The sequence below is a fragment of the Rhizobium sp. GR12 genome, from assembly GCF_036596185.1.
Taxonomy (GTDB): domain Bacteria; phylum Pseudomonadota; class Alphaproteobacteria; order Rhizobiales; family Rhizobiaceae; genus Agrobacterium; species Agrobacterium nepotum.
Genome location: NZ_JASXTH010000002.1, coordinates 441,735 through 455,339 on the forward strand (window position 1 = coordinate 441,735; position 13,605 = coordinate 455,339).

Consider the following 13,605-nt stretch of genomic DNA (forward strand, 5'->3'; position numbering starts at 1 on the left):
GCCTGAAAACGAAATCGTCATTCCGCCCGCCTGAATTGCTTTAGCTTACCGCTGCTTGAAACGGAACAGGCTTTCATGAGACAACATTCGGGCGCTAGGCGACGTATCAGGCCGAATTTTGTTCTCGGCGCTTCGTTGCCTTTTTGTACTCATTTTTTCGTCGCCTCCCCTTCCCTTTGCGCGTGACTCCCTCCATATTTCGCGCATGGCAAGATCACCTAAAAATTCCAAACCCTCGAATTCCGGCTTCGAGGAAGCTCCGCAATCGTCGTTTGAAGGCGCGCCGCTCAGCGGCAGCGTCGCCGACTGGGTAAAGCAGTTGGAGGCGGAAGCCGAAGCCGGCTCGGTGGAAACCCAGCGCGAAGTCGCTTCAAAAGCTGGCAAGCATCGCAAGAAGATCGAGATCGAGGCCCGTAAGGAAGCCGAGAAAGCAGCCGCGAAGACAGCGAAGAACACCACCGCGTCCAAAACCTCGCGTGGCGTTTCCATCGGCGCATCGAGTGACCCGAAAACCCGCGCCGCCGCCGGTCTCAACCCTGTGGCAGGCATGGATGTTTCTCTGGAAGAGGCCGCCAACCTCGCGCCGGGTGCCGTCACTGCCACCGTCGAGGCACTATCGGCGCTGATCGAGAGCGGCAATCCGCTGTTCAAGGACGGCAAGATGTGGACGCCGCACCGGCCCACCCGTCCGCCGAAATCCGAAGGCGGCGTCGCCATCCGCATGACTTCGGAATACCAGCCCGCCGGCGACCAGCCGACGGCCATCGCCGATCTCGTCGAGGGCATCAATTCCGGCGAGCGCAGCCAGGTGCTGCTCGGCGTCACCGGCTCCGGCAAGACTTTCACCATGGCCAAGGTGATCGAGGCGACGCAGCGCCCAGCCGTCATCCTCGCCCCCAACAAGACGCTGGCCGCGCAGCTCTATTCCGAATTCAAGAACTTCTTCCCCGACAATGCGGTGGAATATTTCGTCTCCTACTACGATTATTACCAGCCGGAAGCCTACGTGCCGCGCTCCGACACCTTCATCGAGAAAGAGTCCTCGATCAACGAACAGATCGACCGGATGCGCCACTCCGCCACCCGCTCTCTGCTGGAACGCGACGACTGCATCATCGTCGCCTCGGTGTCCTGCATCTACGGTATCGGCTCGGTCGAGACCTATACGGCCATGACCTTCCAGATGCAGGTGGGCGACCGGCTAGACCAGCGCCAGCTTCTGGCCGACCTTGTCGCCCAGCAATACAAGCGGCGCGACATGGATTTCCAGCGCGGTTCGTTCCGCGTGCGCGGCGACACCATCGAAATCTTCCCCGCCCACCTTGAGGATGCCGCCTGGCGCATCTCGATGTTCGGCGACGAGATCGATTCCATTACCGAATTCGACCCGCTGACCGGCCAGAAAACCGGCGACCTGCAATCCGTCAAGATTTACGCCAATTCGCACTACGTCACCCCGCGCCCGACGTTGAACGGCGCGATCAAGTCGATCAAGGAAGAGCTGAAGGTCCGCCTCGCCGAACTGGAAAAGGCCGGACGCCTGCTCGAAGCCCAGCGGCTTGAGCAGCGCACCCGCTACGATATCGAGATGCTGGAAGCGACCGGCTCCTGCGCCGGCATCGAGAACTATTCGCGTTATCTCACCGGCCGCAACCCCGGCGAGCCGCCGCCGACGCTGTTCGAGTACATCCCCGACAACGCGCTGCTGTTCATCGACGAAAGCCACGTCTCAGTCAGCCAGATCGGTGGCATGTATCGCGGCGACTTCAGGCGCAAGGCGACGCTGGCCGAATATGGCTTCCGCCTGCCCTCCTGCATGGACAACCGGCCGCTGCGCTTCGAGGAATGGGACGCGATGCGGCCGCTGACGGTGGCGGTTTCGGCCACCCCCGGCTCGTGGGAAATGGAACAGGCTGGCGGCGTCTTTGCCGAACAGGTCATCCGCCCGACAGGCCTCATCGATCCGCCGGTGGAGGTGCGCTCCGCCCGCAGCCAGGTGGACGACGTTCTCGGCGAAATCCGCGAGACCGCCGCCAAGGGCTATCGCACGCTCTGCACCGTGCTGACGAAACGCATGGCCGAGGACCTGACCGAATATCTGCACGAACAGGGCGTTCGCGTGCGCTACATGCACTCGGATATCGACACGCTGGAACGCATCGAGATCATCCGCGATCTGCGCCTTGGCGCTTTCGACGTGCTTGTCGGTATCAACCTTCTGCGCGAGGGCCTCGATATTCCCGAATGCGGTTTCGTGGCGATCCTCGATGCCGACAAGGAAGGCTTCCTGCGTTCAGAGACCTCGCTGATCCAGACCATCGGCCGCGCCGCCCGTAACGTCGACGGCAAGGTCATCCTCTACGCCGACAACATCACCGGCTCGATGAAGCGGGCAATGGAAGAAACCTCCCGCCGCCGCGAGAAGCAGATGGCCTACAACACCGAACACGGCATCACGCCGGAATCGGTCAAGGCCAAGATCTCCGACATTCTTAATTCAGTTTATGAGCGGGATCACGTAAGGGCCGATATATCAGGCGCTTCCGGCAAGGGCTTCGCCGATGGCGGCCATCTGGTCGGCAACAATCTCCAGTCCCATCTCAACGCGCTGGAAAAATCCATGCGCGATGCCGCAGCCGACCTCGATTTCGAAAAGGCCGCCCGCCTGCGCGACGAGATCAAACGCCTCAAGGCCGCCGAACTCGCCACCATGGACGACCCCATGGCGAAAGAAGAAGCACGCGCCATCGAAGGCGGCGGAAAAGCCAAGAAAAGCAGTACGAGCGCCCGCCGCGGGCCGATCTCCCCCCTTGAGGGGGAGGTGTCCGGCAGGACAGAGGGGGGCGCCGCTACCGCAAACGAAAAATCCCTCTTCGCCAAACCTTCACTGGATGAAATGGGTCCCGGCGCCGACGCGGGCAAGCCGCTGTTCCGCAGGAACACGCTGGACGAGATGACCGTTGGCCGCACGGAAAAACCCGTGCGCGGCGACGTTCCCGGCAAGCCGGAAGAATCCGGCAAGCATTTCTCGTCGCAGCCGGAAAGCCAGCCCGAACGCGCCAAGGACGATCCGAGACCGCTTGTGCGCGGCAAGATCGGCGCGGGGTCTTATGAGGACCCCGGTGAGCAGAAGCGCAAAAGCCGGACGAAGGGGAAGACTGGACGGCCGGGGAGTTAGATTTCCACCTCCCAACAAATGGAATTATTGTCTTTGAATACTTTTTTTCTCTACTATTTCTTATAAGAAATACTTTTCTGATTCGAAAATGTAGGCAAAAAATGAGTAATCAAAAGCAGCGCGTTCGCGATCCGATACACGGCCTAATCGTTTTTGAACAAAACAATCCAATAGATCAATTAGCATGGCAATTGATAGACACGCCAGAATTTCAGCGTCTCCGGAGAATAAGACAACTTGGGATGTCAGAGTTCATTTTTCCAAGCGCAACACATACCCGATTTGCGCACTCTATCGGCGTTTATCACAACGCAAGACGATTGATGGAAGTAGTGAAAAGAGAAGAAGGCAAAGGTTTTCTTTCTCAAAGGTCAGATGAAATCCTTATTGCTGCATTATTGCATGATGTTGGGCACGGCCCGTTCAGCCACACATTCGAAGGTGCTAGAGAAACGTTATCAGAACGATATAATTTGGGGCCAGTAGAGAAGCACGAAAAATTCTCGGCAAACATCATCAGAAACCAAAAGGGAAAAATTAGAAAAATACTTGATAATTTTGAAGAGGGATTATCAGAGAAGGTTGCATCTATTTTGGAGAGCGATGATCCTGTGGATTTTTATCACGCCGTTGTCTCCAGTTCTTTTGACGCTGATAGATTGGACTTCCTTGTTCGTGATAGATATATGACTGGCACGAAAACTGGCTCGATTGACGAACAATGGCTTATTGATAACCTTGCCAAACATGATGTCCTCGTGGCGCAAGACGATGATCAACCCATTAGAGTTCCCACTTTTGTCTTTAAAGCAAAAGGAAGGCAAGCAGCAGAAGATTTTTTGCTTGCACGATATCGACTGTATACGCAAGTTTATCTTCACAAAACGACGCGAGGATTCGAAAAACTACTGTCCGCGTTGATATTAATTATTGGCAACAAAGATATACCCACAGAAGAAATTGGCATAGATTCAAACAATCCATTGATAAAATTTCTTCGTGAAAATGCGACACTGGAGAACTATAGTCAACTAGACGACATGTTAGTCTGGGGTGTAATTGGAGACATATCGAGAGGCAACCATCAAAAAGCACGCGAATACGCGAGAAAATTATTGGATCGTGAACATTTGCATGTGCTGGATATTTCTGCACAATATACTGATGATCAATTGGTCGCTAATGCGATTCGGCGCATAGATCATCATATAGGTGATCGCATTGGAATTGATGCGTTCAAGGATGAGCCTCCTTATAATCTCTATTCACGCTCTGGCGGCGAATCGGAAAAAATGCACAAGACCATTATGGTGCAAGATGGAGCAGGGAATCCCAAAGAGATCGTAGATTTTCCGGATACGATAATCAGCACCTTGTTAACCAAAAAGAAGAGACTCGTCCGGTATTATTTTTTCACCGCCGAAGATCGGAACGAGGCTGAGAAGGCAATGAACGGGAGATAAAAAGTGGATAAATCTCTTATTTACGCGGTTTTTGAGGCTGCGGATAACAAGATTATCGGTAGGATTCGCGTTCAAAAGGTTTTCTATCTTTTGGAAAAACTGGGTCTAAATAGCGGAATCCGCTTCTCATATTATCATTACGGCCCATACTCTGAAACGCTGGCCAATGAAATTGACTTTGCGCAATTACTAGACGGACGCCTTTGTGAGACCATCGCAGAAACACAATTTGGCGCCTCATACAGCGTTTTTGATTTGGAACCTCCAAAGAATGGTGCCCCCACTGATCGCGTAGGTGATATTCCTATGGCGACTGCAAAAAAATATATAAAATCTATGAAAAGTACGACCTCTGTCGTAATCGAATTGGCCGCAACGATTCAATGGTTGCGACATGAAGAGAAGGTACACGATTGGAAAAACGAGCTAAAAAAGCGAAAGTCCGCCAAAGCCTCCGAGGAAAACATTCGTGAAGCGCTACGCCTACTCGACGAACTTGGCTTGAGCCCAAACCATTAGAATTGTGATGTTGGAATAATAAACGAAGATCTTTGAGATGTGGTACAAGACGAATTGAAAACATAGCTGAAGCTTGGAACATTTTTGCAATTGCGGGATTAGGAGCCACGCAACGTGTTTTTCCCCGCCCTCCCCGTCACATTCAACGCCACCGCAGCCCGAATGAGCGCCACCAGAGCCTCCTCATCGATCTCATCCCCCTTGTGAAAATCGATCGCCCGTCTCGTATTGCCCTCAAGGCTCGAATTGAACAGGCCCGCCGGGTCGTCCAGCGACGCGCCCTTGGCAAACGTCATCTTCACCGCGTTCTTATAGGTTTCGCCGGTGCAGAGGATGCCGGCATGCTCCCAGACGGGCACGCCGCGCCATTTCACCTCTTCCGTTACGTCAGGATCGGCCTTCCTGATCTGCGCCCGGATGCGGGCGAGCATATCGCCCCGCCAGTCGCCAAGTTCCGCAATTTTACGGTCAATGAGAACCGATGGCGCGGTCTCTTCCGCATCCTTGCTCACCGTGTTTTTTGCCATAACGTCCTCCCGATTTCACCGCACCAGCGCTCCCGATGCCAGCATAGACCAAATTTTCGCGTCATCCCACGGGGAACAAAATCCATCTGTCATCGTTTCTTTCCCGAACGCAATGTTCAGCATACAAAGGGAAGAAACATCATGAAAATCAATGTCATCGCACTCGCTGCCGCAGCAGCGTTCTCCTCTTCCGTGGCATTTGCACAGACGGCAACCACCGCCCCCGCTGCTGGCGCCGATGCCGCTTTGTCGGGTCCGGGCATCACCATGGGCACCAAGGCCAACGGCCCGCTGAAGTTCGTGAATGTCCAGAAAACCGATCTCACCGCCTCCCAGCTCGACGGTCTGGATATCTATAACGCCCAGAACGAAAATATCGGCGAGATCGAGGACGTCGTCATCGGCGATGGCAAATCGGTGATCGGCCTTGTCGCCAGCGTTGGCGGCTTCCTCGGCATCGACAAGAGTTATGTGGTGCTCGATCCGTCCTCCGTCGCGGTCCACAACGACAACGGCACCTGGAAGGCCTATGTCGACACCAACAAGGAAGCGCTGCAAAACGCGCCCAAGCTCGACTACGACAAGCTGGACGACTGATCTCCCCTTCGGTCGCAAGCTTGCCCCCGCGATCCGTCGCGGGGGTTTTTCGTGTGTGAAATGCCCGGCCGCGTGCCTTTCACGACCCTTGCCTTGCAGCCAGCCTCTCGCCTATCTTCGGTGCGCAACACAAGGATCGATGCGTGCCCGCCAACACTCCCTCTTCCATCGCCGCCAGCGCCGCCATGCTGCTGCTGAGCGCCCTTCCGCTTTCAGCGCAATCGACCGTCTGGAAACCCGCCGAGCAGATAAAGACCTATGCCATCAGCGGTGATACCGGCGAGACGCTCTACCAGTCCATCGGTGAGCGCGGCCCGACCGCCGGCGTGCAGGCCATCGCCCACACCACCTTCAAGCTGACATGGCGGCGGGATTATCGCCCGCAGCCGGATGGCGCCTGCGTGCTGGCCACGGCACGGCCCAATCTCACCATCATCTATACCTGGCCGAAAGCGCCGGCCAGATTGCCGCCTGCTGTCGCCGCCAGCTGGAAGACCTTCATTTCCGGCGTGGAAACCCATGAGCGCGTGCACGGCGAACACATTCTCGACATGGTGCGGAAGATCGAAGCCTTCAGCACTGGTTTAAGGGCGGAAAACGATCCGAAATGCCAGCAGGTCCGTGTGGTTCTGCAGCAGCGACTGGGCGAGCTTTCCAACGAGCAGCGCCAGCGCGGTCGCGATTTCGACCGCGACGAGCTCTCTCCCGGCGGCCGCGTGCACCAGCTTATTCTGGCGCTGGTCAACGGTCCCTGAAAACCTCAGCGAAAACGGCTACTCCGCCGCCTCGCCTTTCAGCAAGGGTTCGGAAAGCGATATGCTCTCCAGCTCATAGGAGTAACCTTCCAGCATCGTATAGGCCTGCTCGATCGCCTCGATCTGGGATTCCGCATTGCGGATAGCTTCGGCGATGGACTGGCTGCGGGCGCGCAGCATGGAACTCAGCACGTCCGTCTCCGGCTTCCTGCCCAGCCGGTCCATATGTTTGCGAACCCGCGTGCGGTGCCGTTCGAGCTCGAGAATATGAAACCGGCTTTTCAGAATATCGTCGGTCAGCTTGCGGCGCATGGCGGCCACGGGGTCAAAACTACCGGGTTCGCGCTCGTCCAGAATGAATTCGTTGACAAGCGTTTCCAGCATCAGCAGCCCCTTCAGGTCCTTGGCGTCAGCAAGCTGCGGATCGTAACCGGTATCGTCGAACACCCTGCGGCGCACCGGATCCTTCAAAAGCTCATAAGCCGTTTGCAGGCGTGCGAATTGGTCGGTATCGCCGCCGCTGTCGGGATGGGCCGCCTTGGCGACCTTCCGATAGGCCGACTTGATCGCCGCCTCGTCGGCATCGCGCTCCACGCCAAGCAAAACATAAGGATCGATCACAAAAACACCTTCAAACGCAACCTGTTACCCGCGTACCATCCGCTATTGCCGAGCGGCATGCGCGCGGATCATAGGCCAAATCGGTCCGCACGGCACCCCGCCGCCGCAGTTTAACCGCCAAAGCCCACACAAAAGCCTTGCGACATGCTGCATCGCGACCGACGGAAAAGCCCTTGATACCGAAATTTGTCGGACCCAAGGCGACTATAGTGACAGGCAGGACAAAATTGTGGAAAGCGCCGGTAAAACATATCGAATCATGGACGCCACCTTCCCCTGAAGCCGTCGCAAAACAGCCTAGCCAAGAACGTAACTGGCACCTTTTCAGGGGGTTATGGTGGAACCGCGCCAACGGGTGTAAGCTCAGCTTTTGGATCTGAAGGGAGGGACGATCCGATGCCGAAAACTATTACCCAGACCGTCACGGACTATGTGCATGCGATGGCCTATGCGGATGAGGGCCTGATGCGTGACGTTTTCGATCCGCGCGCCAGCATCGTCGGCACCTTCGAGGGCGAGACCGAATGGCTGTCGCTGGAGGATTTCGTCGGCCAGATGCGCAAAAGCGAACGTGGCCTCCCAGACCACGACCCCACCTTCGAAATCCTGGGCATCGACAAGGAAGGCGACAGCGCCTCAGTGAAGCTGACGACCCGTTTCGACGGAATGGATTTTTACGAATATCTGTCCTTGCTGGAACATGAAGGCAACTGGGCGATCGTGCACAAGTTGTACCACATCAAGCCCTAGGCATCGCCCGAAGCAGCAATAAAATACGGATGGGGAATGGCCAAGCCATTGAAAATACTGGTGCCCCCGACAAGGTTCGAACTCGTGACCCCCTGATTACAAATTCTGGGAAAGATCAAATACGACTGATGGCGGCAACACATCGCTAACCTAGATATGCGGATATCCCATTGTAATTCAACAAATAAGTTAACTTTTCCTGATTTCTTAACCTTGCCCGCGTGAATACCGAGACCCCACTGTATCAGACTTGAACAGAATGACGGTGCCCCTATGGTGCCCCCAATCAGTTCAAGTGCCCCCGACAAATCAGGAGGTCTAGGTGCCCGTCTTTATCGACAACAAGGTGATTGAGGATGCCCGCAAGGCCGCGGCAGATCGTAAGGTCGCGGAATACCGAGACAGTCAGGTCGCCGGCCTCGCCATCCGCATCAAGAACGGCAAGGCTTCCTGGTGGGTGCTGACGAAGCACAACAAGATCACGATCGGGCCTCTCGATGCCTTCCGCCACGATCAGGTTCCGCTGCTTCGAGAGGTGGCGACGAAGGTGAAAGCCAGTTGGTCGACTGGGCTCGTTAACAATCAGATCAGGACGATGCTGACGGCGCTGCTGACCCAGCCCACTCATGCTCCGTCGCTTGAGAGCGCTGAGAACACGGCCGCTGTTAAGATCGACGGCGCATGGACGTGGGAAGTGCTCCGAACCGAGTATCTTCGATGGGCGGCCGAGCATCGTAGCGATGCAACCCATTCGACCTATCACAGCGCCCTTGGGGCGGCGAAGAACAGCAAGCTGGCGAACGATTTCAAGCATCTCAAAGGCAAGGCAATCGCGAACATCACGCAACTGGATATCCTGACGATCCGCCAGAGCATTATCGAGCGAGCTGGCATGACCAGCGGCGTACCCGGTGGACACTTCCGTGCCGCACAACAGACGGAGAACGGCCTACGGGCGGCGTTCAGGTTCGCGATGAACCCGACGCGCAAGACTGGGCTAAAAGTCAACCCGATGGTCGGTCTTCCGTCAATCGAGCGGCCCGACATGAAAAAGCGGGACATCGTAGACGCCGCGGCGATTTTCGAACGCCCGTATATGTCCCTCAAACAGATATATGATCTTCTATTCTGGATGCCGCAGCAGGGGTTCCCGAAAGAGGCCGAACTGGCGCTAACCCTGCAGGCGCTCACGGGCCAGCGCATCGAAACCGTCACGTCGACGTTCCACACGCAGGTCGTGCGGAGTTATGGAGGGAGCTCGCGGTATATCTGGTATCTTGGACCCGACAAGATGAGACTGTGGCGGCCGCTGCCGTTGCCATACTTCGCATCTTGGGCGGCCCATACCGCCCTGCTCCACTTCCAGAAGCGGGACCCGTCGAAAGGTCCGAACCACTTCCTTTTCCCCCAGATCAAGAAGAGGTACGCGCATATCCCTGCGAACGGGCATATCTCCAATCACCTGGTGAACGACATATTCCAAGCCGCAAGAAAAAAAGGCGGACCACTCGAAGGGACGACCTTCGCAAGCCATGACTTACGTCGGGCATTTGTGACGCATCTCCGTCACAAGGGCAAAAGGCTTGGGCTTGGATACGATGACATTCTCGGGCTTATCGAACGAGTGACCCACAAGGGTGCGGGCAAAATCTCCGTCATCGAAAAGCACTATGACTTGGACCCCGAGACGGTGTTTTCATTCCGCATCCTGCTCCTATGGCAGGATATGATCTTGGGCGCACATGGCGAGGAGAAACGCCCCGATGATCGGTGGTTCGATTTGGACGAACCCTACACCGACTACACCGCAGAGGAATGGGCACAATTGATGGAGAGCGCCGACCATCGAAACAAACTCCAGGGCTAGTTGCCCAGCCCCCTTAATGAAGGGGCTGTGCTCCATCCCCTTGGGGCTCGGGGGGCATGCTCTTCGGTTTAAGAAAAGTGTCGTTCTTCAGGGCATTGAAAACTTCATCCTGAATGAAAGCCATAATACTCCGAGCGGCAACGAGATATTCTGCGACTTGCTCCTTTTTGGGTTCCTTCAGGCGGTCACCATGAGCGATCGCATTGCGCGTCCCAAGTAGCCGATTCAGGACCGACCTATGTGTTTCGACGCTCTCAAAATCGAGGCCCAACTGGAACAGCAGCTTCTTCAAGATGTCGGTATCTACGTTGGATTTCATATCGATAAGCTTGTCGGGGATTTGCACGTTGATTTTGGAAATTGTCTCGTAGTCGACAACGAACTGTTGTTCACGAGCGCTCAGGTGAAGAGCAGTGTCGTTAGGTAAAGCCTTACGAAATACGTCATGCTTCCGCTGAGAATCTCTCAATGCGCCGAAGACATTACTGAGTCCCGCCGCCGCAATTGCAGGTGATGCTGTTGAGCAGGTCAGGCCCATACCATTTATGGTACTCGCATAAGCTGTTAGCGCGAAGCGACAGAAGCCCTCCAAATGGGCATAGGTCAGCATCACGATAATTCGCCTAAGTCGGACCTGATCATCTTCATTGTCCGAGCTGTCATGCATCTGCTCGATCAGTCGGATTTCGGCTTCTCTGCTTGCCCGATCAGCCTCTAGCTCAGCGTGGACATCAAGGGCCGAAGGCATCAACAAGCGCCTTTTCTACGAGGTTGATTCTGGCATTAAGGGGGCCAGGGGAGTTCTTACCGCCACCTGTTGTGATCTCAACAAACCCTGGGTCGGTTTTGATTGCCGTGAGAACGTCGCTCACCCGCGCCATCTGTGCGGGGTCTGCCGCGTCCAATTCATTAATAACCGCCTGGAGGCCCATAGTTACCGCTTCGTAGTGATATATGCCGAACGCATTCGTCAACTTGCCCGTTCTCTTATTCAGGAACGAGAAAGCGAATTCACCAATAGAAGCCTCGAGTACCGCGAACGTCTTTTCGAAGAGAGCTTTTTCCGAAGCGTAGTCAAACGGGATTTCTTTATTCGCTACTCCCTCCATGTATTCTGTAAGGAAGTCTCCGACTTCATGTTTGAAGTTCTGCCGGCTATTTTTCAGCGCGAAGAACCTGAGCACGAGTTCGTCGTTTACACCAGATAGAATACGACCTTGGGTCAGATTGCCGACACACACCTGGAACGCGCTCAGTGCGCTTAATTCCGACAGGAAGTCAGGCATTTCGTTGCCAAGCATTCGAACCGTCGCATTCCTAATTTGCTGGTCGGAAAGGCGTTCGCCACCTGTGTTAAGTCTCTTGAACATATGATACTTGAAGCGAGGGTCAGACTCTTTGCGAACGACCTCGACTCGAATGAACGAGCGTTTCAGTCGTATCTGAAGAGATGACGGCAGATCATTCCAAGTTAGGCCATTAAGTGCAGTAACGATATCGCAGTCTGCGAGCTCCAAGAACTGCCCTGGCGTAACGGGAGGGTCCAAATGTGGCGCGTCAAGCTGACCTCTCAGGTGTAGGTATGATGAGATACGCTGAAGACCATCTATAAGCTGATAGTGGTTTTCTTCATCCTCGATTACGAAAATTGGTGGTATCGGCATTTCAAGAAGCAAAGACTCGATCAGTCGGGACCTTTGCCCCTCAGACCAGCGAAATAGCCGTTGGTAATCTGGCGCAATGTTCAGTTCGCCGCTCTCATGCATGTCAAGCAACTCGTTAAACGAGATATCAAGCGATTGCGTATGGGCTTGACGAAGAGCGGAGCTAACCTCGTTAACAATATCAATGTTTTTAGTCATTCGCTTCAACCTTAAACAGCTTCAAAACAAAGTACGGACTCTACAGCTCCCGACTTCCGACTGTAATTCCTTGAACTTGGATTTAGTCCCGACATTGAACGGCGCACATTGAAGTCTTCCCTCCGACGCAACTTTAGATCGAAGGACGATCCCATTTCCGATAAAATGGTCGGTAGATCGTTATGAAGCTCCTTGTAAAAGGAATCTTGAACAACCAAAATCGCCTGCCCCTTTTCTTTCAATGCTTCTCTTATCGCGCGCATGCTGGTGGCCATCTTGTTGAAGTAGTCGAGATGAGTCTTGAGGTAGTATCCGCTTGACGCTTTCGATGGGTGATCTTTAACGTCGCGAAGGAAGTGGCAGCATGTCTCACCCCACTTCTCGTCAACTTCAATGTCAGCCTGTGGAACGCGGATCGATCCAACCATGTCGCGAGAGAGGTCACTACCGTTCACTGAACAGAATGGCCCCAATATCGCCAACTCAACTCGTGTCGCCGCGGTGTAGTCGATACGTGTGCAGTAAGGCGGCGAGGTTAAGACGAGATCGACAACCCCAGTTCCCGCCTTGCACTGTCGGCTGTCCGCAATTGCGATTTCAGTGGCTGCCAAATCTCTCGCATTACCGTTTGATGATCGCGAAAGCTCATCGATCATTCCGTACATGTATTTCTTAAATTGATCGTAGATCACCCTCCGCTTGATTAGCAATTTATCTTGGTCTGTCTTCGCGACGCGAACCCATGTCGGGTTGGTCGACTGAAAGCTGGAGAGCATGCTCCTGCTCACAGCGAACAGCGCAACATAGAACGCCGCGGCGATCGACGACAGGTATCCAAGATTAACCCCGGACGGGCCGAGCGTCAGTTTTCCTACCAGACGTTTCCGGATCGAACGTTCAAGACTACGCAGATCGGCCACAGTCTCTTGGTGGAACCAGTTCGCCAATGGGTCATCTGTCGAAACTTTTCGGTCTCGGCGTACTCCATCCAATATCTGTTGGAGGATGGGTTCCAACGCATCGGCTTCAGAAGCTGGCAGCAACCTGGCGCGGGCTATAACCACCATGACAGGGTTAAGGTCATATCCGATAGATCGGAAGCCATGCCTCGCTGCTATGGACGTGGTGGTACCGCTACCGTTCCAAGGGTCGAGTACCACCGAGCCTGGATTAAGGCCGGCTGACCGTAGAATACCGTCGACAAAAATCTCGGGGTAGCCAGCGTAATACGGGAAAAACGCTTCCCACCCCTTCTGAACGCGCCGATCTCGCTTAGGTGATAAAATCGTCAGGCCCTGCACGTTACAATACTTTCCACTTCACATCCCGACCAACCCGAAGCGGTTGTATCCGGGGAATTAGATTCTGTCGAATGAGTGTCAGCTAATTCAATAGATATCTATTCTCTTCGATGTCTTGAACACATACCCTCGGCGCAGGGGTTCCCCTCGGCTTACCCCATGACG

At 54.8% G+C, this 13,605-nt stretch carries 12 protein-coding genes; 7 read left to right on the forward strand and 5 right to left on the reverse strand.

The window, feature by feature from the left end; genetic code table 11:
* Positions 1 to 205: 205 nt before the first annotated feature.
* The 3 genes from uvrB to QSK43_RS05160 all read left to right on the forward strand — a co-directional run bounded on the left by uvrB (position 206) and on the right by QSK43_RS05160 (position 5,160).
* A complete protein-coding gene (uvrB, locus tag QSK43_RS05150; protein ID WP_332302521.1) occupies positions 206 to 3,178 on the forward strand; it encodes an excinuclease ABC subunit UvrB in 2,973 nt (990 codons plus the stop codon).
* 101 nt (positions 3,179 to 3,279) lie between these two features.
* Positions 3,280 to 4,641, forward strand: coding sequence for an HD domain-containing protein (locus QSK43_RS05155; protein ID WP_332302522.1), 1,362 nt, complete (start codon positions 3,280 to 3,282; stop codon positions 4,639 to 4,641).
* Between the two features lie 3 nt (positions 4,642 to 4,644).
* The gene (locus tag QSK43_RS05160) at positions 4,645 to 5,160 is read left to right on the forward strand and encodes a hypothetical protein (RefSeq protein WP_332302523.1); all 516 of its coding nucleotides are present in this window, start codon (positions 4,645 to 4,647) and stop codon (positions 5,158 to 5,160) included.
* 98 nt (positions 5,161 to 5,258) lie between these two features.
* Here QSK43_RS05160 and QSK43_RS05165 read toward each other — a convergent pair whose 3' ends face one another.
* Positions 5,259 to 5,687 carry a DUF1801 domain-containing protein gene (locus QSK43_RS05165; protein WP_332302524.1) on the reverse strand — a complete coding sequence of 143 codons (429 nt, stop codon included), beginning with the start codon at positions 5,685 to 5,687 and terminating at the stop codon, positions 5,259 to 5,261.
* A 141-nt stretch (positions 5,688 to 5,828) separates the two neighbouring features.
* Between QSK43_RS05165 and QSK43_RS05170 the strand changes: the two genes are divergently transcribed.
* Both QSK43_RS05170 and QSK43_RS05175 read left to right on the forward strand, forming a co-directional pair.
* Complete coding sequence (locus QSK43_RS05170) at positions 5,829 to 6,284, forward strand: PRC-barrel domain-containing protein (protein WP_332302525.1); 456 nt, start codon at positions 5,829 to 5,831, stop codon at positions 6,282 to 6,284.
* Between the two features lie 185 nt (positions 6,285 to 6,469).
* Positions 6,470 to 7,039, forward strand: coding sequence for a DUF922 domain-containing Zn-dependent protease (locus QSK43_RS05175; RefSeq protein WP_442967784.1), 570 nt, complete (start codon positions 6,470 to 6,472; stop codon positions 7,037 to 7,039).
* A gap of 18 nt (positions 7,040 to 7,057) precedes the next feature.
* Here the strand turns inward: QSK43_RS05175 and QSK43_RS05180 are convergent, their stop codons facing one another.
* Complete coding sequence (locus tag QSK43_RS05180) at positions 7,058 to 7,660, reverse strand: J domain-containing protein (RefSeq protein WP_332302527.1); 603 nt, start codon at positions 7,658 to 7,660, stop codon at positions 7,058 to 7,060.
* Between the two features lie 396 nt (positions 7,661 to 8,056).
* Between QSK43_RS05180 and QSK43_RS05185 the strand changes: the two genes are divergently transcribed.
* Both QSK43_RS05185 and QSK43_RS05190 read left to right on the forward strand, forming a co-directional pair.
* Entirely contained in the window at positions 8,057 to 8,410 is a 354-nt protein-coding gene (locus QSK43_RS05185) for a nuclear transport factor 2 family protein (RefSeq protein WP_045023861.1), read from the forward strand.
* A 322-nt stretch (positions 8,411 to 8,732) separates the two neighbouring features.
* Positions 8,733 to 10,277 carry a hypothetical protein gene (locus QSK43_RS05190; RefSeq protein ID WP_332302528.1) on the forward strand — a complete coding sequence of 515 codons (1,545 nt, stop codon included), beginning with the start codon at positions 8,733 to 8,735 and terminating at the stop codon, positions 10,275 to 10,277.
* A 13-nt stretch (positions 10,278 to 10,290) separates the two neighbouring features.
* On the opposite strand, the gene QSK43_RS05195 is transcribed toward QSK43_RS05190, so the two are convergent.
* Genes QSK43_RS05195 through QSK43_RS05205 form a run of 3 tightly spaced genes read right to left on the reverse strand, consistent with a single transcriptional unit; the run spans position 10,291 to position 13,440 of the window.
* Positions 10,291 to 11,025: an MAE_28990/MAE_18760 family HEPN-like nuclease gene (locus QSK43_RS05195; protein WP_332302529.1), complete on the reverse strand. Its 735-nt coding sequence runs from the start codon at positions 11,023 to 11,025 to the stop codon at positions 10,291 to 10,293.
* Positions 11,009 to 12,139, reverse strand: a complete 1,131-nt coding sequence (locus QSK43_RS05200; protein ID WP_332302530.1) for a DUF262 domain-containing protein — start codon at positions 12,137 to 12,139, stop codon at positions 11,009 to 11,011. Before QSK43_RS05200 ends, QSK43_RS05195 begins: the two co-directional genes overlap by 17 nt.
* 11 nt (positions 12,140 to 12,150) lie before the next feature.
* Entirely contained in the window at positions 12,151 to 13,440 is a 1,290-nt protein-coding gene (locus QSK43_RS05205) for a DNA methyltransferase (protein ID WP_332302531.1), read from the reverse strand.
* Positions 13,441 to 13,605 lie beyond the last annotated feature (165 nt).

Excerpts from the sequence above, each read along its gene's own strand:
- uvrB (WP_332302521.1), top strand. The coding sequence starts at position 206 with ATGGCAAGATCACCTAAAAATTCCAAACCCTCGAATTCCGGCTTCGAG.
- QSK43_RS05155 (WP_332302522.1), top strand. The coding sequence starts at position 3,280 with ATGAGTAATCAAAAGCAGCGCGTTCGCGATCCGATACACGGCCTAATC.
- QSK43_RS05165 (WP_332302524.1), bottom strand. The coding sequence starts at position 5,687 with ATGGCAAAAAACACGGTGAGCAAGGATGCGGAAGAGACCGCGCCATCG.
- QSK43_RS05170 (WP_332302525.1), top strand. The coding sequence starts at position 5,829 with ATGAAAATCAATGTCATCGCACTCGCTGCCGCAGCAGCGTTCTCCTCT.
- QSK43_RS05175 (WP_442967784.1), top strand. The coding sequence starts at position 6,470 with ATGCTGCTGCTGAGCGCCCTTCCGCTTTCAGCGCAATCGACCGTCTGG.
- QSK43_RS05185 (WP_045023861.1), top strand. The coding sequence starts at position 8,057 with ATGCCGAAAACTATTACCCAGACCGTCACGGACTATGTGCATGCGATG.
- QSK43_RS05195 (WP_332302529.1), bottom strand. The coding sequence starts at position 11,025 with ATGCCTTCGGCCCTTGATGTCCACGCTGAGCTAGAGGCTGATCGGGCA.
- QSK43_RS05200 (WP_332302530.1), bottom strand. The coding sequence starts at position 12,139 with ATGACTAAAAACATTGATATTGTTAACGAGGTTAGCTCCGCTCTTCGT.